Source organism: Pseudomonas sp. MCal1, assembly GCF_026341415.1.
GTDB lineage: Bacteria > Pseudomonadota > Gammaproteobacteria > Pseudomonadales > Pseudomonadaceae > Aquipseudomonas.
Window position 1 is genome coordinate 1 of record NZ_JAKUMP010000014.1, and the last position, 25,577, is coordinate 25,577.

Consider the following 25,577-nt stretch of genomic DNA (forward strand, 5'->3'; position numbering starts at 1 on the left):
GGGGCAGAGCGAATACCAGCCGAAAGCAAGTTGAGGGTTTCCCCTAAACCATAGAATCTCCCACAGGGACGGTGTTTCAGCAGTGGTACTCGGTTTCCTGTGGGAGCGGGCTTGCCCGCGAAGGCGATATCACTGGCGCTGCAAAAACGCCTGATGCAGCTCCGCCAGCGTCTCGAAGTGATAAGCCGGCGCTTCGGCACTCAGCTCCTCATGGCTGCCAAAACCGTAACCCACGGCCGCCGCATCCAACCCGTTACTGCGAGCACCGATCAGGTCGTGCTTGCGGTCACCGATCATCAATGTATTGACCGGATCCAGCCCTTCCTCGGCCATCAGGTGGGCAATCAGTTCGACCTTGTTGGTGCGGGTGCCGTCCAGTTCGCTGCCGTAGATCACCTTGAAGTGTTTGGCGAAATCGAAGTGCCGGGCGATTTCCCGGGCGAACACCCACGGCTTCGACGTCGCTATATAAAGCTGCCGGCCCTGGCCGCTCAGGGTTTCCAGCAACGGCGTGACGCCGTCGAACACCCGGTTCTCGTACAGACCGGTAACCTTGAAACGCTCGCGATAGAAATTCACCGCCTCCCACGCCTTTGCTTCATCAAAACCATAGAACTGCATGAATGCCTGCAACAGCGGCGGGCCGATGAAGTGTTCCAGTTTGGTCAGGTCGGGCTCGTCGATGCCGAGTTTGCTCAAGGCGAACTGGATAGAACGGGTGATGCCCTCACGCGGGTCGGTGAGAGTGCCATCGAGGTCGAACAGTACGGTCTGGTAATGCATGAAAAATCCCGGGCAATAGAGAGAAAAGTCAGAGCTGGTCGTAGCCTTCAGCCAGATGCAGGTCCTTGAGCTTCACGTAGTTCGCCGCACTGTAAGTGAAAAAGGCGTTTTCCTTGTCGGTCAACTGGCGAACCTGCTTCACCGGACTCCCCACGTACAGAAAACCGCTTTCCAGACGCTTGCCCGGTGGCACCAGGCTGCCGGCGCCGATGATCACTTCGTCCTCGACCACCGCGCCGTCCATGACGATGCTGCCCATACCGATCAGCACGCGGCTGCCGACGGTACAGCCATGCAGCATGACCTTGTGGGCGATGGTCACGTCATCACCGATCAGCAGCGGGAAGCCGTCCGGGTTGAACGGGCCGGCGTGGGTGATGTGCAACACGCAGCCATCCTGCACGCTGGTACGCGCGCCGATGCGGATACGATGCATGTCGCCGCGGATCACGGTCAGCGGCCACACGGAGCTGTCTTCGCCGATTTCGACGTCGCCGATCACCACCGCCGAGCCGTCGACAAAAGCGCCTTGGCTCAGGCGTGGGGTGTGATTCTGGTACTTGCGAAGGGACACTATTAGTTCTCTCTCTGTCGCCGATAGCTGCGGTGGGTGTCGATTGTAATTAAGATGGGCGCATGTTTCTTCCAGCCAAGGTGCCAACCGTGAGCGTGAACAACCCTCTTCTGCAGTCCTACGACCTGCCGCCGTTCTCCGCGATCCGTGCCGAACACGTGCAGCCGGCCATCGAAACCATCCTGGCCGACAACCGCGCCGCCATCGCCGAAATCCTCAAGACCCAGGGCCAGAACCCGACCTGGGCCGGGCTGGTGCTGGCGATGGACGAACTCAATGATCGCCTGGGCGCTGCCTGGAGTCCGGTCAGCCACCTCAATGCCGTGTGCAACAGCGCCGAACTGCGTGAAGCCTACGAGTCGTGCCTGCCGGCATTGAGCGCCTATTCCACCGAGATGGGCCAGAACCGCGAACTGTTCCAGGCCTATGAAGCCTTGGCCAACAGCCCGGAAGCCGCCGGTTTCGACGTGGCACAAAAAACCATTCTGGAACACGCCCTGCGCGATTTCCGTCTGTCGGGCATCGACCTGCCGGAAGCCGAACAGAAGCGTTACGCCGAAGTGCAGAGCAAGCTGTCCGAGCTGGGCAGCCGCTTCTCCAACCAGTTGCTCGACGCCACCCAGGCCTGGACCAAGCACCTGACCGACGAAGCCGCCCTCGCCGGCCTGACCGATTCGGCCAAGGCGCAAATGGCTGCTGCCGCACAGGCCAAAGGCCTCGATGGCTGGCTGATCACCCTGGAATTCCCGAGCTACTACGCGGTGATGACTTACGCCCAGGACCGTGCGCTGCGTGAAGAAGTCTACGCCGCCTACTGCACCCGTGCGTCGGATCAAGGCCCGAACGCCGGCCAGAACGACAACGGCCCGGTGATGGGCGAAATCCTCGACCTGCGTCAGGAACTGGCCAAACTGCTCGGTTTCTCCAGCTTCTCCGAGCTGAGCCTGGCGACCAAAATGGCCGAGTCCAGCGATCAGGTGCTGAGCTTCCTGCGCGACCTGGCCAAGCGCAGCAAACCGTTTGCCGCCCAGGATCTGCAACAGCTCAAGGCTTACGCCGCCGAGCAGGGCTGCGCCGATCTGCAAAGCTGGGACAGCGGTTTCTACGGTGAAAAACTCCGTGAACAACGCTACAGCGTCGCCCAGGAAACCCTGCGCGCCTACTTCCCGATCGACAAGGTACTGGGCGGTCTGTTCGCTATCGTTCAGCGCCTGTACGGCATCGAAATCGCCGAACTGAAAGGCTTCGACACCTGGCACCCGGACGTGCGCCTGTTCGAGATCAAGGAAAACGGTCAGCACGTTGGTCGCTTCTTCTTCGACCTCTACGCCCGCGCCAACAAGCGCGGCGGTGCCTGGATGGACGGCGCGCGCGACCGTCGCCGCACCATCGACGGCGTGCTGCAAAGCCCGGTGGCCAACCTGGTGTGCAACTTCACCCCGGCCGACAGCGGCAAGCCTGCGCTGCTGACCCACGATGAAGTGACCACCCTGTTCCACGAATTCGGCCACGGCTTGCATCACCTGTTGACCCGCGTCGAGCATGCCGGCGTGTCCGGTATCAATGGCGTGGCGTGGGACGCGGTCGAGCTGCCGAGCCAGTTCATGGAAAACTGGTGCTGGGAGCCGGAAGGCCTCGCGCTGATTTCCGGCCACTACGAAACCGGCGAGCCGCTGCCGCAGGATCTGCTGGAGAAAATGCTCGCGGCGAAGAACTTCCAGTCAGGCCTGATGATGGTGCGTCAGCTGGAGTTTTCGCTGTTCGACTTCGAACTGCACGCCACCCACGGTGACGGCCGCAGCGTCGCCCAAGTGCTGGAAGGCGTGCGCAACGAAGTCTCGGTGATGCGTCCTCCGGCCTACAACCGCTTCCCGAACAGCTTCGCGCACATCTTCGCCGGCGGTTACGCGGCGGGTTACTACAGCTACAAGTGGGCGGAAGTGCTATCGGCGGATGCCTTCTCGAAGTTCGAAGAAGACGGCGTGCTCAATGCGGACACCGGTCGCGCCTTCCGCGAAGCGATCCTGGCCCGTGGCGGCTCGCAGGAGCCGATGGTGCTGTTCGTCGACTTCCGTGGCCGTGAGCCGTCGATTGACGCACTCTTGCGCCACAGCGGCCTGAGTGAGGACGCGGCAGCATGAGTGAGGCACCTGTGAAGACCAAAAAACGCTTTATCGCCGGGGCGGTCTGCCCGGCGTGCAGCGAGCCGGACAAGCTGATGATGTGGAGCGAGGACGACGTCCCGCACCGCGAATGCGTGGCGTGCGGCTACAGCGATACGCTCAATGCCCAAGGGCTTTCGGTACCGAAAGAGCTGGGCACGCGGGTCAACACCAGCGCGCTCAAGCCTGCACCGGACAAGACGGTTCAGGCGGTGCAGTTCTTCCCGAATCCGAAGCTGAAGAAAAAGCCCGACGAGCAGCACTGATCCACAACCACCTTCTGCCAGATCACGGCGGAAGGTGGTATTGGCTTAACACCGGTCCCCCGCACTTGCTTCGTAGGCTGGCCCTTTGCGCCACGCCTCGAAGGAAGCTGCCATGCCCGACACCAATCCCCTCCTGCAACACTGGATCCTGCCACCCTGGCCAGCGATTCGCGCCGAGCACCTGCTGCCGGCCGTCAACCGAATCATTGCCGACAATCGACAAATCATCGCCCAGGTTATCGCCAGTCAGGCCGAACACCCCGGCTGGGACGATCTGGTAGTGAGTATCGATGAGGCCGATGCCCGCCTCGATGAAGTCCGCTCGATTCTCGAAACGTTGTCGATAGTCAGGTCCGACGATGCGGTCTGGCTTGTAGAAAGCGCCAAGGCATATCTGGCGATCAATCAGTACCATGCTGAAAATGCCCTCAATCGCCCGTTGTACGAGACCTATCAGCGTCTGGCGCAAAGTTCGATCGCCGGGAGTTTCGATGAATCGCGCACTATCGCTCTGGCGGGGATCGTGCGCCGATTCAAGCAGTCGGGCATTGAGCTTGCGGCTCAACAGCAACAGGAACTGGCGCGGTTGAACCTCGAGATCGGCGGGTTGGAGTTCGCGTTTCTGGAAAATCTCGAACGCTGGGCCGAGGCGTGGAGCAAACGTGTCGACGATATTGCGCTGCTCGCGGGCCTCTCGCAGGCGATGAAGGATCGTCTGGCTCTCACCGCACGCCAGGCCGGCCATGACGGCTGGCTGATCCGACTGGACCAGAACACTTGCCAGCACATCCTCAAGTACGCCGAGAACCGCGCGTTGCGACAGGAATGCTACGTTGCCTACATGACCCGTGCCTCTGATCGGGGCCCGCTGGCCGGGCGCTTCGATAACGGCCCGGTGCTCGCGGGGCTGCTCGCCTTGCGCCAGCAGAAAGCCCGTTTGCTCGGCCATGAAAACGCCGCGCAATTGAGCCTGGCAAATAACAGCGCCGGGACCACGGCGTGGGTCAGTGATTTTCTCCAGCGTCAGGCGATGCATCTGGTACCGATCCTCGCGCAGGATGCAGAACAACTGGCAGCCTTTGCGCAGCAACGCGGGATCGACCGGGTCCAGCCGTGGGATGAAGATTTCCTCGCCGAACAATGGCGCCAGCAGCAGTTTCCCGGCGCACTGGAAAACCTGCGTGATTACTTTCCGCTCGAGGGCACCCTGCGCAGGCTTTTTCTGTTCTGCGAGCGGATGTTCGGGATCCGCATCGTCGAACAGTCCGGCGGCGGGCGCTGGCATGCCAATGTGCGTCTGCTGGAAGTCAGCGAGCATGAGCAAGTGGTCGGCTACATCTACCTCGATCCGTTTCATCGCGAAAACGCAGTGGACTTCCCCGGCACCTCCACATTGCGCAATCGTCGGATCAACGCCGAAGGCCGTCCGGCGCTACCGATTGCCCTGCTCTACAGCAATTTCACACCGGCCACTGCCTCCCATCCATGCCGGCTCGAAATCGACGATCTGCAGGTGCTGTTTCATGAGTTTGGCCACTGCCTCCAGCACGTGCTGACGCGCTCGCCCCATCACAGCCTGTCCGGCATCCTGCAACTGGGCCATGAAGCGGCGGAGTTTTCCGGGAAACTGTTCGAGCAATGGTGTCTATCGCGGGAGTTTGTGCTGTGGCTCGGCGCGCACTTTCAGACCGGCGAGCGCTTGAGCGCCGCGCGGGTTGACGCGGCGCTGTCAGCCAGTCAGGCCCATTCCAGCCGGCAACAGGCCTTGTTGCTGATGGGGGCGATGATCGATTTCGAGCTGCACCTGACCCACGGCGACGGCCGCTCGACCGAGGAGGTGTGCACTGAAGCGCAACGCCGCCTCGGCCATCTGCAACTGCCGGACGATCACCGGTTCGCCAATGGATTCGATTACATGGTGACCCAGTACGACGCTTCGGTTTACGCCTACATCTGGTCGGACGTACTGGCCAAGGAAGCGTTCAAGCGTTTCAGCCGCGACTGGGTGTTCAACGCGCAAACCGGTCGAGAGTTTCGTACAACGTTCTTTTCGCCGGGTGCGGGGCGCCCGTTACTGGACGCGGTGGAAGCGTTCATCGGCCGGCCAGTTACCGGCCTCGTTGACGGAGAAGCCGGGCGAGTTACTTCAGATTGACCGTCTGAAACCAGCTCTTCATCGAGCACGTGGCAAACGCGCTGGTGCTGCAATCACCATTGGCCAGCGCAGTGCGCAATTTGTCGACATCGGCCTGCATCACGTAGCGCACGCCGTCCTTGAAGTGGCCGCTTTCGCCAAAACCGCCCTGGGTCATTTCGTTCAGGGCGTCTTCCTTGCTCCAGCCCTGCACGACGATCCGGTACATCGCCGCCATCAGGCCGGTGCGATCGGAGCCGTGCTTGCAGTGCATCAACACCGGGCCGTCGGCTTCGGCGGACTGGATTGCACGCAGAGTCTTGAGCACATCACTGTCGTCCACGTGATTGGTGCGATAGGGCAATTGCACCTGATGGATACCGGGAGCCTTGAGCCAGTTGGAATCCGCTTCCGGCAGGAAGTTGATGACCGTGGCCACCTTCAGCTTGTTCAGCAACGGTACCGCGCCGTCGTCGGGAAGCGCACTGCGGTACAGCGTGGGCGACATCTGGAACAGGTTGTATTGCACCTCTACCGGCTGCGCCCATTCGACGGGACGAGAAGCCGGGGTTTGCGCAGCCTGAGCAGGAATCCAGCTGAACAGCGCAAGGAGCGACAAACAAAATGCGGAGGAATAACGCGTCAGGAACATGCTTTGCGGCGACCGTGTGGGTTTCGTCAGAGAGGGCCTCAGCTTGCGAGCCACGCAGTCAAATCCCTGTGAGGCGCTTGTAAAAGAATCGTGAAGACACCGGGTTCCCTGGTCGAAATGCGCTCTTTTTTGGCTTGATCGGTTCATCTCGTTGCTTAGCCTGCTACCATTTGTCACATGATGTTGCAGACGCGTCCCCTCTTTCCCTGTCATTCCGGCCACGTCGCAGCCAGAAAATTCTTGAGTCGTTCGCAGAAACGGCTGACAACCATCAATGCCTGATGAGGTGCATCCCCCATGTCTGATGAAGATCGAGACAACCCGCGGCGTGACTTTTTGCGCAAATCCCTGACCCTGATTCCGGTCGTCACCCTCGCCGGCAGCGGTCTGGGCAGCACGGTGCTGCAAGCCGCGCCTGAAAGCGCGCCTGCCCCGGCAAAAGCGGCCGCCGTTGAAGCCAGCCCTTATCAGCCGAGCTACTTCACTGCCGAAGAGTGGGCGTTCATCAATGCCGCTGTCGCGCAATTGATCCCCAACGATGCGCAGGGTCCGGGTGCACTCGAAGCCGGCGTGCCGGAATACATCGACCGTCAGATGAACACGCCGTACGCCGCCGGTGCCCTTTGGTACATGCAGGGCCCGTTCAATGCCGACGCTGCGCCGGAGATGGGCTGGCAGAGCAAACTGGTGCCGAAAGAGATCTATCGCCTTGGCATCGCCGCCACGGATCAGTGGGCAAAATCCATCAACGGTAAAACATTTGCCGAGCAAGACAGCGCTACCCGAGACGATATGCTCAAGCAGCTTGAAGCTGGAAAACCGCAATTCGACGCTGTTCCGGCGAAGATTTTCTTCAGTCTTTTGCTGCAAAACACCAAGGAAGGGTTCTTCTGCGACCCGATCCACGGCGGCAATAAAGGCATGGTCGGCTGGACCATGATCGGCTTCCCCGGCGCCCGCGCCGATTTCATGGATTGGGTGGAACGCAACGAGCAGTACCCCTTCCCGGCAGTTTCGATTCGCGGCGAGAGGGCGTGAGCATGGCAACGGTAATGAAGAAGGTCGACGCAGTGATCGTCGGTTTCGGCTGGACAGGCGCGATCATGGCCAAGGAGCTGACCGAGGCAGGCCTCAACGTGCTGGCGCTGGAACGCGGGCCGATGCAGGACACCTACCCGGACGGCAACTATCCCCAGGTGATCGACGAACTCACCTACAGCGTGCGCAAAAAACTCTTTCAGGACATCTCCAAGGAAACCGTCACCATCCGCCACAGCGTCAACGACATCGCCCTGCCGAACCGCCAGTTGGGCGCGTTCCTGCCGGGCAATGGCGTGGGCGGCGCCGGGCTGCACTGGTCGGGCGTGCACTTTCGCGTCGACCCGATCGAGCTGCGCATGCGCAGCCACTACGAAGAGCGCTACGGCAAAAGCTTCATCCCCAAGGACATGACCATCCAGGACTTCGGTGTCAGCTATGAAGAGCTGGAGCCGTTCTTCGACTTCGCCGAAAAAGTCTTCGGCACCTCCGGCCAGGCCTGGACCGTCAAAGGCCAGTTGGTCGGTCAAGGCAAGGGCGGCAACCCGTACGCCCCGGATCGTTCGAACCCGTTTCCGCTGGAAGCGCAGAAGAACACGGTTTCCGCACAGCTGTTCGGCAAAGCGGCTACGGAGGTGGGTTACAAACCCTACAACCTGCCTTCCGCCAATACGTCGGGTCCGTACACCAATCCTTACGGCGCACAAATGGGTCCGTGCAACTTCTGCGGTTTCTGCAGCGGTTACGTCTGCTACATGTATTCCAAAGCGTCGCCGAACGTGAATATTCTGCCGGCGCTGAAGCCGCTGCCGAACTTCGAACTGCGGCCCAACGCCCACGTTCTGCGGGTCAACCTCGACAGCACGAAAACCAAAGCCACCGGCGTCACCTACATCGACGGCCAGGGCCGCGAGATCGAGCAACCGGCCGATCTGGTAATCCTCGGCGCGTTCCAGTTGCACAACGTGCGCCTGATGCTGCTCTCCGGCATCGGCAAACCGTACGACCCGGTCAGCGGTGAAGGCGTAGTCGGGCGCAACTTCGCTTACCAGAACATGGCCACCATCAAGGCGTTCTTCGACAAGGACACCCACACCAACAACTTCATCGGTGCCGGCGGCAACGGTGTGGCGGTGGATGACTTCAACGCCGACAACTTCGATCACGGACCACATGGTTTCGTCGGTGGTTCGCCGATGTGGGTCAACCAGGCCGGCAGCCGACCGATCGCCGGCACCTCCAACCCGCCGGGCACGCCGGCCTGGGGCAGCGCGTGGAAACGCGCGACCGCCGATTACTACACCCACCAGGTGTCGATGGACGCCCACGGTGCGCATCAATCCTACCGTGGCAACTACCTCGATCTGGATCCGGTGTACCGCGATGCCTACGGCATGCCGCTGCTGCGGATGACGTTCGACTGGCAGGAAAACGACATCAAGATGAACCGCTTCATGGTCGAGAAAATGGGCAAGATCGCCGAGGCCATGGGCCCGAAGGCCATCGCCGTGATTGGCAAGAAGGTCGGCGACCACTTCAACACTGCGTCGTACCAGACCACCCACCTCAACGGTGGCGCGATCATGGGCACCGATCCGAAGACCAGCGCGCTCAATCGCTATCTGCAGAGCTGGGACGTGCACAACGTGTTCGTTCCGGGCGCCTCGGCGTTCCCGCAAGGCCTGGGTTACAACCCGACTGGCCTGGTCGCCGCGCTGACCTACTGGTCGGCGAAAGCGATTCGCGAGCAATACCTGAAAAACCCCGGCCCGCTGGTTCAGGCTTAAGGAGCGATGACCATGAAAACTCTCGTTATCGCGACCCTGGCCCTGCTCGGCAGCACGGCCGCTCATGGCGCCGAAGTTGATCAATCCCTGATCAAACAAGGCGAATACCTCGCCCGTGCCGGCGACTGTGTGGCTTGCCACACGGCCAAGGACGGCAAGCCGTTCGCCGGTGGCCTGCCGATGGAAACCCCGATCGGCACAATCTACTCGACCAACATCACCCCGGACAAAACCGGCGTCGGTGGCTACAGCTTCGAGGAATTCGACCAGGCCGTGCGGCATGGCGTGGCCAAAAACGGCAGTACCTTGTACCCGGCGATGCCGTACCCGTCCTACGCCCGCGTCAGCGAAACCGATATGCAGGCGCTCTACGCCTACTTCATGCACGGCGTTGCCCCAGTGGCACAGGAAAACAAAGCCAGCGATATTCCGTGGCCACTGAGCATGCGCTGGCCGCTGACGGGCTGGCGCTGGCTGTTCGCGCCGAAAGTCGAGGATTACAAAGCCGCGTCGGACGATGCCGTGGTCAGCCGTGGGGCGTATCTGGTGGAAGGCCTCGGACATTGCGGCGCCTGCCATACGCCACGAGCCCTGACCATGCAGGAAAAATCCCTGAGCGCGGCCGAAGGCAACAGTTTTCTGTCAGGCAGTGCGCCGTTGGAAGGCTGGATCGCCAAGAGCCTGCGCGGCGACCACAAGGACGGTCTCGGCAGCTGGAGCGAAGAGCAACTGGTGCAGTTCCTCAAGACCGGTCGCAGCGACCGCAGCGCGGTGTTCGGCGGCATGAGCGACGTGGTCACCCACAGCATGCAGTACATGACCGACGCCGACCTGACCGCGATTGCCCGTTACCTGAAATCGCTGCCGGCCAATGACCCTGCCGACCAGCCGCACCAGTACGACGAGAAAGCTGCCAAGGCCTTGTGGAACGGGGATGACAGCCAACGTGGCGCGTCGGTGTACATCGATAACTGCGCGGCATGCCACCGTACTGACGGCCACGGCTACACCCGGGTGTTCCCGGCGCTGGCGGGCAACCCGGTGCTGCAATCGGATGACCCGACGTCGCTGATCCACATCGTGCTCAAGGGCGGTACCCTGCCTGCAACGCACACGGCGCCGTCCACCTTCACCATGCCTGGCTTCGCCTGGCGCCTGTCGGATCAGGAAGTGGCGGATGTGGTGAGCTTTATTCGTGGAAGTTGGGGTAACAAGGCTTCGGCCGTTACAGCCAAAGATGTTGCAAAGTTACGCACGGACGACATGACCACCACATCAACCGGCGATCTTGGACAAGTCACCAGTCATAACTAAATAAAACAACCCCTGCATGAATAAACATGCAGGGGTTATATATTCAACCGCTGTTACGGATTGGTAATGCTGACGTAGGCTTTAGCCAGGGCAATCAGTTTGGCTCGATCCTGCTCACCCACTTCTCCATCCCGATCCACATCGTGATTCAAACGGTCAAGACTGAAGGTACGCCCGCCGTCGCTGGACGTAGCGGTAACAAAAATCGGGTCCACCAGCATTTCAGTCTGCTGGCGAGCCTCGGCATCCCAGCCCAGTTCCTTGCGCGCCAGTTGCATGGAAACCAGTGTATTGGGCTCCGAAGGACCGGGTTGCATCATTTGCAGAAAAATTCCACGAGAATTAAAAAACGACATTATCAAATCCCTTTGTCTTTCATTTGATCAAGTGTTGTAAAGCGAAGTGGATGCTAGGGATATCAACAACAAACCACCAGCCAACTTGTGTTTCTTTAATTTGCACTCGAATAAAATTCGTTATTTAAATAGGTAAGTAACTAACCCTGTCAATTATCAATCGACGCCGAACGGTAGTGGATCATCCGGCCTTCGACGGATACTGTATGCATATACAGATCAAGGAAACCCGTCATGACCACCCCCTTGCCCCCGCGCGGTCGCGGCACCGCCACCAACCCGCACAACCGCTTTGCGCCGAGTCGTTCGGTGGCCGAGGATGACGGCTGGTATCAGGAAGTACCCGTGACCCAGGGCACCGAAGTCAGTTTTGAAACCGCGAAGACCATCATCACCCGCAACACCTCGCCAGACCTGCCCTTCGACCGTTCGATCAATCCCTATCGCGGCTGCGAGCATGGCTGTATTTATTGCTACGCACGGCCCAGCCACGCCTATTGGGACATGTCGCCGGGGCTGGATTTCGAAACGAAGCTGATCGCCAAGACCAACGCCGCCCAGGTGCTGGAAGAACAGCTGGGGAAAAAAGGCTACCAATGCGCGCCGATCAACCTTGGTTCCAACACCGATCCCTATCAGCCGATCGAACGTGAACACCGGATCACCCGCCAGACCCTCGAAGTACTGCTGCGCTACCGGCATCCGGTGACCATCGTCACCAAGGGTTCGCTGATCCTGCGCGATCTCGACCTGCTCACCGAACTGGCGCAACAGCGGTTGGTGGCAGTGATGATCAGCCTCACGACCCTGGACGATGAACTCAAACGCATCCTCGAACCCCGCGCCGCCGCGCCCAAGGCCCGGCTGCGGGCGATCCGGGTCATGCGCGAGGCAGGGATTGCGGTGGGTGTGCTGTGTTCCCCGATGATTCCGATGATCAACGACAGCGAAATCGAAAGCCTGCTGACCGAAGCCCATGCCGCCGGCGCCCAGAGCGCCGCCTACATGATGTTGCGGCTGCCGCTGGAAGTGGCGCCGCTGTTCGAGGAGTGGCTTGAGGCTCACTACCCGCAGCGCGCTGCCCATGTACTGAGCCTGATTCGCCAGAGCCGTGGCGGCGAGCTGTACAACAGCCGTTTCGGTGCCAGGATGCGCGGTGAAGGGCCGTTTGCCGACCTGCTCGCCCAGCGTTTCGCCAAAGCATTGAAACGCCTTGGGCTCAATCATCGCGAAGGCTTCAACCTCGATTGCACGGCCTTCTGTCCGCCGGGGCGCCAGATGGCGCTGATTTAGAAATTATTGGCCCTCTGATTGAGAGGACGGAAGGCCAGGCCCGGTTTACGTCAGTCACGTTTTTTGTGACCTGGAACACACGTTCTAGAGCGCTTCATTCAGTTTGAGTTAAGTTTCGGCGGTTACCTTGTTCATCGAGTGACTGATGGGTCGGGATGGCCCGGATGTTCTGAACAGCCACTGGCTTCACACCGGAATACACGGGAACGACTCCCCGAATCCGCCAATGAGGATGAATCATGAGTGACAAGGATAATCAGCCGTTGGCTGCGTCGGCGCCAGCCGCCTCCGTGGCGGAATCCGCCGATGCAGCGTTGAAGCATATCGTTGACGGCTTTTTGCATTTTCATCATGAGGTCTTTCCGCAGCAGGAAGAACTCTTCAAGAAACTCGCCACGGCCCAGTCGCCAAGGGCGATGTTCATCACCTGCGCCGACTCGCGCATCGTGCCCGAACTGATTACCCAGAGTTCGCCCGGCGATCTGTTCGTGACCCGTAACGTCGGCAACGTCGTGCCACCCTACGGCCAGATGAACGGCGGCGTTTCCACCGCCATCGAATACGCGGTACTGGCCCTTGGCGTGCAGCACATCATCATTTGCGGCCATTCCGATTGCGGCGCCATGCGCGCAGTGCTCAATCCGGGCAGCCTGGAAAAAATGCCGACGGTCAAAGCCTGGCTGCGCCACGCCGAAGTGGCGAAAACCATGGTGCATGACAACTGCAACTGCACCGACGAAAAAGAAAGCATGCCGATCCTCACCGAGGAGAACGTCATCGCCCAACTGCAGCACTTGCGTACCCATCCTTCGGTAGCCTCGCGAATGGCGAACGGTCATCTGTTCATCCATGGCTGGGTCTACAACATCGAAACCAGCGAAATCAAGGCTTACGACGCGGATCAGGGTTGCTTCCTGCCGCTCGACGGCAGCCATCCGATCCCGGTGGCGACGCCCAAAGCGCGCTTCTGAATCCTCCTAAAAATCTGTGTGGTTTGACGCCGGCCGCTGTTTCAGCGGCCCCGGCATCGCCACGCCTGAAGAAAACTTCGGGAGTATCGCCATGCGTGCGGCTCAATTGAAAGCTGTGTTGCCACGGGAGCTGCTCGCTTCAGTGGTTGTGTTTCTGGTCGCCCTGCCACTGTGCATGGGCATTGCCATTGCGTCAGGGCTGCCGCCGGCCAAAGGCCTGATCACCGGGATCATCGGCGGTCTGGTGGTGGGCTGGCTGGCGGGTTCGCCGTTGCAGGTCAGCGGGCCGGCGGCGGGTCTGGCGGTGCTGGTGTTCGAGCTGGTGCGCCAGCACGGCATCGAAATGCTCGGGCCAATCCTGCTGCTCGCCGGTTTCCTGCAACTGGTAGCGGGACGCCTGAAACTCGGTTGCTGGTTCCGGGTCACGGCGCCAGCGGTGGTATACGGCATGCTTGCCGGGATTGGCGTACTGATCGTGCTCTCGCAGGTGCATGTGATGCTCGACGCTTCGCCCAAACCCTCCGGCCTCGACAACCTCACGGCCTTCCCCGGCGCGGTGGCGCAGGCCTTGCCGTCCGTTGGCTGGCAGGCCGGGTTGCTCGGGCTGTCGACCATCGCCGTGATGTGGCTGTGGGAGAAATTCCGCCCGCATTCGCTGCGTTTCATTCCGGGTGCATTGCTCGGTGTCGGCCTGGCGACAGGTGCCAGTCTGCTGCTGGCGTTGCAGGTCAAACGTGTTGAAGTGCCGGCGAATCTGGCCGAAGCCATCGACTGGCTGAAACCGGCGGATCTGCTCAGTCTGGCTGACCCGACGCTGCTGATCGCCGCGTTCGCCGTGGCCTTCATTGCCAGCGCCGAAACCCTGCTGTCCGCCGCCGCAGTGGATCGCATGCACAGCGGCCCGCGTTCGGATTTCGATCGTGAACTGTCGGCGCAAGGCGTCGGCAATATGCTCTGTGGTCTGGTCGGCGCACTGCCGATGACCGGGGTGATCGTACGCAGTTCGGCCAACGTCCAGGCCGGTGCCACCACGCGTTACTCGACGATTTTTCATGGCCTGTGGCTGCTGGCCTTCGTGCTGTTGCTGTCGAGCCTGTTGCAGAGCATTCCGGTGGCGAGTCTGGCGGGCGTCCTGGTCTACACCGGCTTCAAACTGGTGGATCTCAAGGCGTTCCGTGGTCTGGGCCGCTATGGCCGGATGCCGATGTTTACCTACGCCGCCACGGCGCTGGCGATCATCTTCACTGACCTGTTGACCGGCGTGCTGATCGGTTTCGGCCTGACCCTGGTGAAACTGGCGTTCAAGGCCTCGCGCCTGAAAATCAGCCTGATCGATCTGCCGCAGGAAGGTGAAATGGAGTTGCGTCTGGTGGGCGCGGCAACGTTCCTCAAAGTGCCGGCACTGACTCAGGTGCTGGGCAGCATTCCGCCGGGCACGACGGTGCATGTGCCGCTCAACAATCTGAGCTACATCGACCATTCGTGTCTGGAACTGCTCGAAGAGTGGGGCCGGGCGAATGCGGCCAAGGGGGCGAAACTGTTGATCGAGTCGCGCGGGTTGAAACGCAGGCTTGAGGGACGGATCCGCACCACCACCGGGATCGGTGCGGCGGGCTGAAAACATTTGGGGGAACAGAGCAATCTGTTCCCCCAATCGTTTGCGCAGAGATCAAGCCGCAGGCTGATCCAGCTCCAGGCCCACGCCCAGACGGCGGCTCATGCACGGCCAGCGTTTCCACGCCGCGCCGGTGTCCGGGCTGCTGAGTTTCTCGCGGTAGGCTTCCACCGACTCCAGCGCAAAGCTGTCGTCGTCGAGCATGCTGTCCACTGCGTGATGCACCACTTCGTCGAGTTGGTTGGCAAACTCCTCACCGATCAACTGGTGAGCAATCAGATTGGCGACCGTCATGTCCAATGGGATCAGTGGCTGGCCGAAATGCTTGATGTACAGGTCGTTGACCTCTTCGACAAAGCGGTGCGCCAGATAGGCCTCGTCCAGCAGACTGTCCAGGCCCACGGGCGGCTGGATGAAGTACTGTTCGGCGATTTTCAGCACCGGTTTGATCTGCGACTCGATTCCCGCTTCCCTGGCGACTTCATTGGCTGCATCCAGCAGGTCTGGCACTTCGTCGATGTAGGCGGCGACAAAACGCGTCAGCACGCCGTTGGCGTCGGTTTCCGGCAACTGGATGGCCGGGTGCAGGTGTTGCAGTTGGGCTTCCAGCTGACGGGTCAGCTTTCCGGTTTCAATCTCGTGTTGTCGGGCTATATGTATTTGCTCGCGCAATGCGGCGGTGTTCATGAAAACTCCAGGAAACAAGGCAATGAAATAGGGAAGACATAACTTAGCTGGCTTACGAAAAATGCTAAGACGCATTTGTCATAATTATTTCATCCTTGATACACCGGCGTTATATCGGTTTGCCACCACTCGTCTGCATCCTTCTCCATCCGTGCCCTTGAACGCAAGTGCCAGCTGTTTCATTCGATTTACGTCCACACATTGCATTTTTCAGCGGCTGTCTATACTCGCCAATGAATGGAGTTAGCTGATGACGCCCGACTGCCCACGCAGCAAGGCCCGGCGATTCAAGTTCGTAGTCTGATGCAGCCGCTCCCTTGCCTCTGGTGAAAGCCGGCGGGATAACAAGAACGATAAGGGGAACCCGCAATGATGCGACATCCACACGTCTGGATGGGCCTCCTGTTGTGGTCGATTTTCAGCCCGGCGCAAGCTGCCTGGACTGTGAATATGGCGCCTGGAGCGACTGAAATCAGTCACGCAGTATTCGACCTGCACATGACCATTTTCTGGATCTGTGTGGTAATCGGGATCATCGTCTTCGGCGCCATGTTCTGGTCGATGATGGTGCACCGCCGTTCTACCGGGCAGGTCGCCGCAAAATTCCACGAAAGCACCACCGTCGAAATTCTCTGGACCGTCGTCCCGCTGCTGATCCTGGTGGCGATGGCCGTTCCGGCGACCGCGACCCTGATCAAGATGTACGACACCAGTGAGCCGGATATCGATATCCAGATCACCGGCTATCAGTGGAAGTGGCACTACAAATACCTGGGCCAGGACGTCGAGTTCTTCAGCAACCTGGCCACGCCCGCCGAACAGATCCACAACAAGGAAGCCAAGGGCGAGCATTACCTGCTCGAGGTCGACAAGCCGCTGGTGCTGCCGACTGGCGCCAAGGTGCGCTTCCTCGTGACCTCCGCTGACGTGATCCACTCCTGGTGGGTGCCGGCCTTCGCGGTCAAGCGCGATGCGATTCCCGGGTTCGTCAACGAAGCCTGGACCCGCATCGACAAGCCCGGCATTTACCGAGGCCAGTGCGCCGAGCTGTGCGGCAAGGATCACGGCTTCATGCCGATCGTGGTCGACGTCAAAGACAAGGCCGATTACGACAAATGGCTCGCCGAACGCAAGGCCGAAGCGATGCAGCTCAAGGAGCTGACCAGCAAGGAATGGACCCTCGACGAGCTCAAGGAACGTGGCGACAAGATCTACCACACCACCTGCGTCGCCTGTCACCAGGCTGAAGGCCAGGGCCTGCCTCCGATGTTCCCTGCGCTCAAGGGCTCGAAAATCGCCACCGGTCCGAAAGAGGCGCACCTGAGCATTGTCTTCCACGGCAAGCCCGGCACCGCCATGGCGGCGTTCGGCAAGCAACTCTCGGAAGTCGATATCGCAGCGGTCGTGACCTACGAACGTAACGCCTGGGGCAACAACAAGGGCGACATGGTCACGCCAAAAGAAGTGCTGGAGCTGAAACAGGCGGAAAGCAAATGAGCCGGTCTATTGCGTACTTCGTGAACCGGTCGGAGCCCTGCGCCCCGGCCTGCCCAGTCCACTCACATGAAGGAGACCGGCCATGAGCGCTGTCATCGATGACCACGGTCATGCCGACCACGACCACGCACACGGCCCCGCCAAAGGCCTGATGCGCTGGGTGCTGACCACCAACCACAAGGACATCGGCACGCTGTACCTGTGGTTTGCGTTCTGCATGTTCCTGCTCGGCGGCTCGTTCGCCATGGTGATCCGCGCCGAGCTGTTCCAGCCCGGCCTGCAGATCGTCGAGCCGGCGTTCTTCAACCAGATGACCACCATGCATGGCCTGGTCATGGTGTTCGGTGCGGTGATGCCGGCGTTCGTCGGTCTCGCCAACTGGATGATCCCGTTGATGATCGGCGCGCCGGACATGGCCCTGCCGCGGATGAACAACTTCAGCTTCTGGCTGCTGCCGGCCGCGTTCCTGCTGCTGGTCTCGACCCTGTTCACCCCCGGTGGCGGGCCGAACTTCGGCTGGACGTTCTATGCCCCGCTTTCCACCACCTACGCGCCGGAGAGCGTGACGTTCTTCATCTTCGCCATCCACCTGATGGGGATCAGTTCGATCATGGGCGCGATCAACGTGATCGCCACCATCCTCAACCTGCGCGCCCCCGGCATGACCCTGATGAAAATGCCGCTGTTCGTCTGGACCTGGCTGATCACCGCGTTCCTGCTGATCGCGGTGATGCCGGTGCTGGCCGGGTGCGTGACGATGATGCTGATGGACATCCACTTCGGCACCAGCTTCTTCAGTGCCGCCGGTGGCGGTGATCCGGTGCTGTTCCAGCATGTGTTCTGGTTCTTCGGCCACCCCGAGGTGTACATCATGATCCTGCCGGCCTTCGGCGCCGTCAGCCAGATCATCCCGACTTTCTCGCGCAAGCCGCTGTTCGGCTACACCTCGATGGTCTACGCCACGGCGAGCATCGCGTTTCTGTCGTTCATCGTCTGGGCGCACCACATGTTCGTGGTGGGCATCCCGCTGGTGGGCGAGTTGTTCTTCATGTACGCGACGATGCTGATTGCGGTGCCGACCGGGGTGAAGGTGTTCAACTGGGCCAGCACCATGTGGCAGGGTTCGATGACCTTCGAGACACCGATGCTGTTCGCCGTGGCGTTCGTGATCCTGTTCTCCATCGGCGGTTTCTCCGGGCTGATGCTGGCCATCGCCCCGGCGGACTTCCAGTACCAGGACACCTACTTCGTGGTGGCGCACTTCCACTACGTACTGGTGCCGGGAGCGATCTTCGGGATCTTCGCCTCCGCCTATTACTGGCTGCCGAAATGGACCGGCCACATGTACGACGAAACCCTGGGCAAGCTGCACTTCTGGCTGTCCTTTGTCGGCATGAACCTGACGTTTTTCCCGATGCACTTCGTCGGCCTGGCGGGCATGCCCCGGCGGATTCCGGACTACAACCTGCAGTTCGCCGACTTCAACATGGTCTCGTCGATCGGCGCGTTCATGTTCGGCGCCACGCAGATCTTCTTCCTGTTCATCGTGATCAAAACCATCCGTGGCGGCGAACCGGCTCCGGCCAAACCGTGGGATGGCGCCGAAGGTCTGGAATGGAGCGTGCCGTCACCAGCGCCGTATCACACCTTCACCACGCCGCCGGAAGTGAAATGAATACTTTCTGCCTTGTGGAAACGCCTGTGGGAGCGGGCTTGCCCACGATGACGGCCTGCCTGAAACACCGCGTCGGCTGCATCGCTGGCAAGCCCGCTCCCACAGGGTTCTCGGCCGAGGGCAAGGATCATGGCTGACTCGATCTCGATGAAAAAGCTGGTCACCCGACTGCTCGGCGTGGTGGTGGCGATGTTCGTCTTCGGTTTTGCCCTGGTGCCGATCTACGACGTGATGTGCAAGGCCTTCGGCATCAATGGCAAGACCGCCGGGCAGTACGAAGGCGAACAGGTTGTGGATAAGTCACGGCAGGTGCGGGTGCAGTTTTTGTCGACCAACAATATCGACATGCCATGGGAGTTTTATCCCAAGCATGACGAACTCACAGCCAACCCCGGCGCGGTGAACGAGATGATCTTCATCGCCCGCAACCCCACCGACAAACCGATGAGCGCGCAAGCGGTGCCGAGCATCGCGCCGAGCAATGCAGCGGCGTATTTCCACAAGACCGAATGCTTCTGTTTTACCCAGCAGGTGCTGCAGCCCGGTCAGCAGATCGAGATGCCGGTGCGTTTCATCGTTGACCGCGACATGCCCAAGGACGTGAAGCACCTGACGCTGTCCTACACGCTGTTCGATATCACCGCCCGACATCCTCCGGTGGCTGCAAACACTGGCGGTTAAGCGTGCCCGATAAGGAGAACAATAAATGGCAACTCATGAGCACTATTACGTCCCGGCCCAGAGCAAGTGGCCGATCGTGGCCACGGTGGGGATGTTCGTCACCGTGTACGGTCTGGCGACCTGGTTCAACGATCTGAAGGCAGCGCGTCCGGAATCCCACGGCCCGCTGATCTTTTTCGTCGGTGGGCTATTGCTGGCGTACATGCTGTTCGGCTGGTTCGGCGCGGTGATCAAGGAAAGCCGAGCGGGGTTGTACAGCCCGCAGCTGGACCGCTCGTTCCGCTGGGGCATGAGCTGGTTCATCTTCTCCGAGGTGATGTTCTTCATCGCCTTCTTCGGCGCGCTGTTCTATGTGCGGCACGTCTCCGGCCCGGCACTGGGCGGCGAAGGCACCAAAGGCATCGCCCACATGCTCTGGCCGAACTTCCAGTTCACCTGGCCGCTGCTGCACACGCCGGATCCGAAACTGTTCCCGCCGCCCAAGGAAGTCATCAGCCCCTGGGGCCTGCCGCTGATCAACACCATTCTGCTGGTGAGCTCCAGCGTGACCATCACCATCGCCCACCACGCGCTGAAGAAAGGTCATCGCGGCGCGCTGAAACTGTGGCTGGCGATCACCGTGCTGCTGGGTTGCGCGTTCCTTGGCTTCCAGGCCGAGGAATATATCCACGCCTACCACGAACTGGGGCTGACGCTCGGCTCGGGCATCTACGGCGCGACGTTCTTCATGCTCACCGGTTTCCACGGCGCCCACGTGACCATCGGCACGATCATTCTGTTCGTGATGCTGATGCGCATCATGAAGGGCCACTTCGACAACGAACATCAGTTCGGCTTTGAAGCAGCGAGCTGGTATTGGCACTTCGTCGATGTGGTGTGGATCGGCTTGTTCATCTTCGTTTACGTGCTCTGAGGATCACTTACCAAGGCGCGTGCGACACCAGTTGGCCGCTGTAGAAACCCCAGGCAATCAAGCCGACGGTGACGGCGGCCAACGTCACCCGAACACTCAAGGCGATCACCAGGCGATTCGAGCTGCTGTCGTCCTTGACCAGGAAAAACAGGCCGCTGAACAGGCTGACCACCGTGGCAATCAGCATCAGGACGATGGCTGCTTTGAGCATGGGAAGAACTCCGGGGGAACAAGCGATGCACTTGAGTATAGCGATCGCACTCACTGATTTTCCGGCGCAACCATGAAGCGCTTCCGGCCGGGCGTGGTGCCGACACTGGTGGTCGGCCTGCTGCTGCCGTTGCTGGTTTCGCTGGGCTTCTGGCAACTGGGCCGGGGCGCGGAAAAAACCGCCCTGCTCGCCAGCTACGCCGAACGCCGCGCCGCCGAACCGATGGCCAGCACCGAGTTGCTGCACAGCGCCGATCCGGCCTTTCGCCGGGTGCATCTGCACGGCCAGTTCGATGCCGCCCACAGCCTGTTGCTGGATAACCGTCAGCGCAACGGCAAGGTCGGCGTCGAACTGCTGCAACCGTTCCAGGATCAACGCAGCGGCCAGTGGCTGCTGGTCAATCGCGGCTGGCTGCCGTGGCCGGACCGGCGCACGGCCCCGCAATTCAACACGCCGGCTGACGCCGTGAATGTCGATGCCTGGGTGTATGTCGCCCCCGGCGCCACCTTCCAGCTGCATGCCGATCCGGTCAGCAGCATCTGGCCGCAAACCGTCACCGCCATCGAACCCGCCAAGCTGTGGAAAACCCTCGAACGCGACGGCTTCGCCTACGAATTACGTGCCGAACCCGGCCCGGCCAGCTATCAGGCTGACTGGCCGGTGGTCGCAATGGGCCCGGAAAAACACCTTGGTTACGCCGTGCAGTGGTTCGCCATGGCCACCGCCCTGCTCGGTCTCTACCTCTATCTCGGCTGGCACAACGCAAAGGAGAAACACCATGGGAGCGGCCATGAATCCACCCAGCATGTCTGAAACGAAAGCCCCGGCCAGTCGCCGTCGCGGACGCATCCAGCTGCTGCTGATCGTGCTCGGTGTGGTCGGTCCGATGATCCTCGCCACCGGCATGTACAAGCTGCAGTTCTGGGTGCCGGAAGGTCGCAGCTATCACGGCGAACTGATCGGCAACGGCCAGACCCGCGCCGACCTCGGCATCCAGTCCGACGAAACGCGCTGGCAGATGCTGGTCACCGCGCCGAAGGATTGCGCGGTGGACTGTCAGCAACTGGTGTACCTGGCGCGCCAGATCCAGATCGGCCTGGGCCGCGAAGCCGGGCGCGCCAGCCATGCACTCGCTGCTGCGCAACCGCTGGGCGCCGACTATGAAGCCAAGCTGACCCGCGAATACCCGCAGCTGCAACGTTACCCGCTGGACGCAGCGACTTTCAGCAAGGCCACGGGCGACAAGGCCACGCCGCAACTGTGGATCATCGATCCCCACGGCAACCTCGTGCTGCGCTACGACCCGAGCGTCAAAGGCAAGGATCTGCTCAACGACCTGCGCCACCTGCTGAAACTGTCGAACATCGGATAAGGGCATCGTCATGGCCAAACCTGGATTTCGCCTCGCGCTGTTTGCCACGCTGCTGGCACTGATCGTGGTGCTGCTCGGCGCCTACACCCGCCTGACTCATGCCGGCCTCGGCTGCCCTGACTGGCCGGGCTGCTACGGCTTCATCAGCGTGCCGAAGAGCGAAGCCCAACTGGCCCATGCCGAACTGCATTACCCCGACTCACCGGTGGAGGCGCACAAGGGCTGGAACGAGATGATCCACCGCTATTTCGCCGGCACCCTCGGCATGTTGATCTCGATTCTGGCCGGGCGGGCGTGGGTCAATCGTCGTCATCCGGGACAACCGCTGAAACTGCCGCTGTTTCTGCTGGCGGTGGTGTTCGCCCAGGCGGCGTTCGGCATGTGGACGGTGACGCTCAAGCTCTGGCCGCAGGTGGTGACCGGGCATTTGCTGGGCGGTTTCGCGACCTTGAGCCTGCTGTTTCTGCTGACCTTGCGACTGTCCGGTGTGCTGCCGGCGCTGACCGTGCCCAAGCGTTTGCAATACTGGGCTACCGCCGGACTGTTATTGGTGATCGGCCAGATCGCCCTCGGTGGCTGGGTCAGTTCCAACTACGCGGCAGTGGCCTGCATCGACTTCCCGACCTGTCACGGCCAATGGCTGCCGCCGGCGGATTTCGCCAACGGCTTTCACCTGACCCAACACATCGGCCCCAATTACCTCGGCGGGCAACTCGACAGCGATGCACGCACGGCGATTCACCTGACCCACCGCATCGGCGCGTTGCTGGTGACAGTCGTGCTGCTCGGTCTGGCCTGGCAGCTGAAAGTGGTCGGCATGACGCGACTGGCCGGGCTGGTACTGATCGCCCTCGCCGCGCAGATCACCCTCGGCATCAGCAACGTGCTGTTCCATCTGCCGCTGCCGGTGGCCGTGGCGCATAACGCCGGCGGTGCAGCGTTGCTGCTGACGATGGTGCTGGTCAACTATCACGCGCGGACCAGCCTGGTTCGTGTCAAGCAGCCGATGATCGCGCGCTGGCGCCTGAGCCCGCGCAAACACTCGGCGGCGCCCATCACTATTAAAGGAGAGACGCCATGGCGATTCTGATCGGCGAACGTCCGGCGCAGGCGCTGTGGCGCGATTACCTGGAGCTGACCAAACCGAAAGTCGTGGTGCTGATGCTGATCACCTCACTGGTGGGCATGTTCCTCGCGACCCGCGCCGGGGTGCCGTGGACGGTGCTGGTGTTCGGCAACCTGGGGATCGCGTTGTGTGCCGGGGGCGCGGCGGCGGTCAATCATGTGGTGGATCGGCGCATCGATGCCGTCATGGCGCGCACCCATAAACGCCCATTGGCAGAAGGCAGGGTTTCGCCCACCGCGGCACTGACTTTTGCGCTGGTGCTGGCGTTGCTCGGTCAGGCCTTGCTACTGACCTTCACCAATCCGTTGACCGCCTGGCTGACCCTGGCCTCGCTGCTCGGTTACGCGGTGATCTACACCGGTTTCCTCAAACGCGCGACGCCGCAGAACATCGTCATCGGCGGCCTCGCCGGTGCCGCCCCGCCGCTGCTCGGCTGGACCGCTGCCACCGGCCACATCGGTGCCGAACCGTTGCTGCTGGTGCTGATCATCTTCGCCTGGACCCCGCCGCACTTCTGGGCGCTGGCCATCCACCGCAAGGAGGAATACGCCAAGGCCGACATTCCAATGTTGCCGGTCACCCACGGCGAGCACTACACCAAGGTGCACATTCTGCTGTACACCTTCGCCCTGCTGGCGGTGAGCCTGCTGCCATATGTGATCCACATGAGCGGCCTGCTGTACCTGATCTGTGCGCTCGGTCTGGGCGCGAGGTTTCTGCAATGGGCCGTGGTGCTGTACCGTGGCACTCGGCCGCACGCGGCGATCAACACCTTCAAGTACTCTATCTGGTACCTGTTTCTGCTGTTCATCGCCCTGCTCGTAGACCACTACCTACTGTTGAACCTATGACTCGAACCCAGAAAACCGTCTTCATCCTCGTCGCCGTGATCGCGCTGATCCTCGGCCTGACCGTCAACAAAGTGCTGAGCGGCAAGGGCCAGGGCGACCCGACCGCACTGATCGACGCCGGCATCATCCTGCTGCCGCAGAGCCGCAACCTGCCGGACGTGACGATGACCAATCAGGACGGCCAACCGGTCACGGTCAACGAGCTCAAAGGCAAGTGGAGCCTGTTGTTCTTCGGCTACACCTTCTGCCCGGACATCTGCCCGACCACCCTCGCCCAACTGCGCCAGATCAAGAGCGAACTGCCGAAGGATGCGGTGGATAAATTGCAGATCGTGCTGGTCAGCGTCGACCCGAACCGCGACAACCCTGCGCAGTTGAAGCAATACCTGGGCTACTTCGATCCCCAGTTCGTCGGCCTGACGCCGAAGTCGATCGACGAGCTGCAGAAGGTGGCGAATGCGGTGAGCATTCCGTTCATTCCGGCCGATACCAGCAAACCGAATTACACGGTGGATCACAGCGGGAATCTGGCGGTGATCGGGCCGGACGGTACGCAGCGCGGGTTCATTCGTGCGCCGTTGAACAATGCCAAGCTGGTGGCGCAGTTGCCGGTGATGCTGAACCGCAAGTAAAAATGAACGCACAAAAAAGGGGACGCCACTGGCGTCCCCTTTTTCGTTTTTGATCGTTCCCACGCTCTGCGTGGGAATGCAGCAAGGGACGCTCTGCGTCCCAGCGGACGCGAAGCGCCCGGGATGCATGCCCACGCAAAGCATGGGCACGATCAGATCAGAAGGCCGGCAGCACCGCGCCTTTGTACTTCTCGGTAATGAATTTCTTCACTTCCGGGCTGTGCAGCGCAGCGGCCAGTTTCTTCATGGCGTCGCTGTCCTTGTTGTCCGCGCGGGACACCAGGATGTTCACGTAAGGCGAGTCGCTGCCTTCGATGACCAGCGCATCCTTGGACGGATCAAGCTTGGCTTCCAGCGCATAGTTGGTGTTGATCAGCGCCAGATCGACCTGGGTCAGCACGCGCGGGATGGTCGCGGCTTCCAGTTCACGGATCTTCAGGTCTTTCGGGTTCTGGGCGATGTCCTTGACGGTCGACAGGATGTTGGTCGGATCCTTCAGGGTGATCACACCGGCCTTGGCCAGCAGCAACAGCGCACGGCCGCCGTTGGTGGCGTCGTTCGGGATGACCACGTTGGCGCCGCTTGGCAGCTCTTCGATTTTCTTGATCTTGCTGGAGTAGGCGCCCAGTGGTTCCAGGTGCACGCCGGTCACGGACACCAGGCTGGTGCCCTTGGCCTTGTTGAACTCATCGAGGTACGGCTGGTGCTGGAAGAAGTTGGCGTCCAGACGCTTTTCGGCCACCTGGACGTTCGGCTGAACGTAGTCGGTGAAGACCTTGACCTTCAGATCCACGCCTTCTTTGGCCAGTACCGGCTTCACGAATTCGAGGATTTCCGCGTGCGGCACCGGGGTGGCGGCAACGGTCAGGGTTTCCTCGGCATGGGCCGAGAACGCTGCGACGGCAGCCAGGGCAACGATCAGTTTTTTCATTCAGCTAACTCCTTTTTACGGCGCCCGTCTGGCGCCTGCCAGCGAATGGCCGGCTC

General features: G+C 61.0%; 25 protein-coding genes. 18 read left to right on the forward strand and 7 right to left on the reverse strand.

Annotation, left to right across the window (positions count from 1 at the left end; translation table 11 throughout):
• Positions 1-129: 129 nt before the first annotated feature.
• Together MKZ87_RS22030 and MKZ87_RS22035 are read right to left on the reverse strand one after the other, a co-directional pair.
• Positions 130-783, reverse strand: a complete 654-nt coding sequence (locus MKZ87_RS22030) for an HAD family hydrolase (RefSeq protein WP_234206212.1) — start codon at positions 781-783, stop codon at positions 130-132.
• A gap of 28 nt (positions 784-811) precedes the next feature.
• Positions 812-1,357, reverse strand: a complete 546-nt coding sequence (locus MKZ87_RS22035) for a gamma carbonic anhydrase family protein (protein WP_234206210.1) — start codon at positions 1,355-1,357, stop codon at positions 812-814.
• A 62-nt stretch (positions 1,358-1,419) separates the two neighbouring features.
• Between MKZ87_RS22035 and prlC the strand changes: the two genes are divergently transcribed.
• The 3 genes from prlC to MKZ87_RS22050 all read left to right on the forward strand — a co-directional run bounded on the left by prlC (position 1,420) and on the right by MKZ87_RS22050 (position 5,940).
• Entirely contained in the window at positions 1,420-3,498 is a 2,079-nt protein-coding gene (gene prlC, locus MKZ87_RS22040) for an oligopeptidase A (protein WP_234206208.1), read from the forward strand.
• The gene (locus tag MKZ87_RS22045; protein WP_007953955.1) at positions 3,495-3,785 is read left to right on the forward strand and encodes a YheV family putative zinc ribbon protein; all 291 of its coding nucleotides are present in this window, start codon (positions 3,495-3,497) and stop codon (positions 3,783-3,785) included. The genes prlC and MKZ87_RS22045 overlap by 4 nt, the downstream gene beginning before the upstream one ends.
• Positions 3,786-3,897: 112 nt before the next feature.
• Positions 3,898-5,940, forward strand: coding sequence for a M3 family metallopeptidase (locus tag MKZ87_RS22050; protein WP_234206206.1), 2,043 nt, complete (start codon positions 3,898-3,900; stop codon positions 5,938-5,940).
• Here MKZ87_RS22050 and MKZ87_RS22055 read toward each other — a convergent pair.
• Positions 5,927-6,571 carry a dual specificity protein phosphatase family protein gene (locus MKZ87_RS22055; RefSeq protein WP_085702212.1) on the reverse strand — a complete coding sequence of 215 codons (645 nt, stop codon included), beginning with the start codon at positions 6,569-6,571 and terminating at the stop codon, positions 5,927-5,929. The genes MKZ87_RS22050 and MKZ87_RS22055 overlap by 14 nt on opposite strands.
• Before the next feature lie 297 nt (positions 6,572-6,868).
• Here MKZ87_RS22055 and MKZ87_RS22060 point away from each other — a divergent pair, with 297 nt between their 5' ends.
• From MKZ87_RS22060 to MKZ87_RS22070, 3 genes are read left to right on the forward strand one after another with little or no spacing between them, the layout of a single operon-like run.
• Positions 6,869-7,609 carry a gluconate 2-dehydrogenase subunit 3 family protein gene (locus tag MKZ87_RS22060; protein WP_085702213.1) on the forward strand — a complete coding sequence of 247 codons (741 nt, stop codon included), beginning with the start codon at positions 6,869-6,871 and terminating at the stop codon, positions 7,607-7,609.
• A 2-nt stretch (positions 7,610-7,611) separates the two neighbouring features.
• Complete coding sequence (locus MKZ87_RS22065) at positions 7,612-9,396, forward strand: GMC family oxidoreductase (RefSeq protein ID WP_085696522.1); 1,785 nt, start codon at positions 7,612-7,614, stop codon at positions 9,394-9,396.
• 12 nt (positions 9,397-9,408) lie between these two features.
• The gene (locus MKZ87_RS22070; RefSeq protein ID WP_266201988.1) at positions 9,409-10,710 is read left to right on the forward strand and encodes a c-type cytochrome; all 1,302 of its coding nucleotides are present in this window, start codon (positions 9,409-9,411) and stop codon (positions 10,708-10,710) included.
• 53 nt (positions 10,711-10,763) lie between these two features.
• Here the strand turns inward: MKZ87_RS22070 and MKZ87_RS22075 are convergent, their stop codons facing one another.
• On the reverse strand, positions 10,764-11,066 hold the full coding sequence (locus MKZ87_RS22075) for a hypothetical protein (RefSeq protein WP_085702215.1): 303 nt from the start codon (positions 11,064-11,066) through the stop codon (positions 10,764-10,766).
• Between the two features lie 234 nt (positions 11,067-11,300).
• Here MKZ87_RS22075 and MKZ87_RS22080 point away from each other — a divergent pair, with 234 nt between their 5' ends.
• From MKZ87_RS22080 to MKZ87_RS22090, 3 genes are all read left to right on the forward strand, one after another.
• On the forward strand, positions 11,301-12,359 hold the full coding sequence (locus tag MKZ87_RS22080; protein ID WP_266201989.1) for a PA0069 family radical SAM protein: 1,059 nt from the start codon (positions 11,301-11,303) through the stop codon (positions 12,357-12,359).
• A 239-nt stretch (positions 12,360-12,598) separates the two neighbouring features.
• Positions 12,599-13,330 (forward strand): carbonic anhydrase, encoded by a 732-nt coding sequence (locus MKZ87_RS22085; protein ID WP_085696528.1) that lies wholly within the window; start codon positions 12,599-12,601, stop codon positions 13,328-13,330.
• Positions 13,331-13,421: 91 nt separating this feature from the next.
• A complete protein-coding gene (locus tag MKZ87_RS22090) occupies positions 13,422-14,948 on the forward strand; it encodes a SulP family inorganic anion transporter (RefSeq protein WP_085702217.1) in 1,527 nt (508 codons plus the stop codon).
• Between the two features lie 51 nt (positions 14,949-14,999).
• On the opposite strand, the gene MKZ87_RS22095 is transcribed toward MKZ87_RS22090, so the two are convergent.
• Complete coding sequence (locus MKZ87_RS22095) at positions 15,000-15,632, reverse strand: hypothetical protein (protein ID WP_007953981.1); 633 nt, start codon at positions 15,630-15,632, stop codon at positions 15,000-15,002.
• Between the two features lie 369 nt (positions 15,633-16,001).
• Here MKZ87_RS22095 and coxB point away from each other — a divergent pair, with 369 nt between their 5' ends.
• From coxB to MKZ87_RS22115, 4 genes are all read left to right on the forward strand, one after another.
• Entirely contained in the window at positions 16,002-17,129 is a 1,128-nt protein-coding gene (coxB, locus tag MKZ87_RS22100) for a cytochrome c oxidase subunit II (protein WP_085696530.1), read from the forward strand.
• 82 nt (positions 17,130-17,211) lie between these two features.
• The gene (ctaD, locus tag MKZ87_RS22105) at positions 17,212-18,804 is read left to right on the forward strand and encodes a cytochrome c oxidase subunit I (RefSeq protein WP_085696532.1); all 1,593 of its coding nucleotides are present in this window, start codon (positions 17,212-17,214) and stop codon (positions 18,802-18,804) included.
• A gap of 129 nt (positions 18,805-18,933) precedes the next feature.
• Positions 18,934-19,485 carry a cytochrome c oxidase assembly protein gene (locus tag MKZ87_RS22110; RefSeq protein WP_085702218.1) on the forward strand — a complete coding sequence of 184 codons (552 nt, stop codon included), beginning with the start codon at positions 18,934-18,936 and terminating at the stop codon, positions 19,483-19,485.
• A 25-nt stretch (positions 19,486-19,510) separates the two neighbouring features.
• Complete coding sequence (locus MKZ87_RS22115) at positions 19,511-20,398, forward strand: cytochrome c oxidase subunit 3 (RefSeq protein ID WP_085690430.1); 888 nt, start codon at positions 19,511-19,513, stop codon at positions 20,396-20,398.
• A gap of 7 nt (positions 20,399-20,405) precedes the next feature.
• On the opposite strand, the gene MKZ87_RS22120 is transcribed toward MKZ87_RS22115, so the two are convergent.
• Entirely contained in the window at positions 20,406-20,609 is a 204-nt protein-coding gene (locus MKZ87_RS22120) for a twin transmembrane helix small protein (RefSeq protein ID WP_064592503.1), read from the reverse strand.
• Positions 20,610-20,681: 72 nt separating this feature from the next.
• Between MKZ87_RS22120 and MKZ87_RS22125 the strand changes: the two genes are divergently transcribed.
• From MKZ87_RS22125 to MKZ87_RS22145, 5 genes are read left to right on the forward strand one after another with little or no spacing between them, the layout of a single operon-like run.
• Entirely contained in the window at positions 20,682-21,422 is a 741-nt protein-coding gene (locus MKZ87_RS22125) for an SURF1 family protein (protein WP_085696534.1), read from the forward strand.
• On the forward strand, positions 21,388-21,981 hold the full coding sequence (locus MKZ87_RS22130; RefSeq protein ID WP_085696939.1) for a hypothetical protein: 594 nt from the start codon (positions 21,388-21,390) through the stop codon (positions 21,979-21,981). Before MKZ87_RS22125 ends, MKZ87_RS22130 begins: the two co-directional genes overlap by 35 nt.
• 10 nt (positions 21,982-21,991) lie before the next feature.
• Positions 21,992-23,071, forward strand: a complete 1,080-nt coding sequence (locus MKZ87_RS22135; protein WP_085696535.1) for a COX15/CtaA family protein — start codon at positions 21,992-21,994, stop codon at positions 23,069-23,071.
• Complete coding sequence (gene cyoE / locus MKZ87_RS22140) at positions 23,059-23,958, forward strand: heme o synthase (RefSeq protein ID WP_085696537.1); 900 nt, start codon at positions 23,059-23,061, stop codon at positions 23,956-23,958. Before MKZ87_RS22135 ends, cyoE begins: the two co-directional genes overlap by 13 nt.
• A complete protein-coding gene (locus MKZ87_RS22145; RefSeq protein WP_085696539.1) occupies positions 23,955-24,590 on the forward strand; it encodes an SCO family protein in 636 nt (211 codons plus the stop codon). The genes cyoE and MKZ87_RS22145 overlap by 4 nt, the downstream gene beginning before the upstream one ends.
• A gap of 157 nt (positions 24,591-24,747) precedes the next feature.
• Here MKZ87_RS22145 and MKZ87_RS22150 read toward each other — a convergent pair whose 3' ends face one another.
• Positions 24,748-25,521, reverse strand: a complete 774-nt coding sequence (locus tag MKZ87_RS22150) for a MetQ/NlpA family ABC transporter substrate-binding protein (RefSeq protein WP_085702221.1) — start codon at positions 25,519-25,521, stop codon at positions 24,748-24,750.
• Positions 25,522-25,577 lie beyond the last annotated feature (56 nt).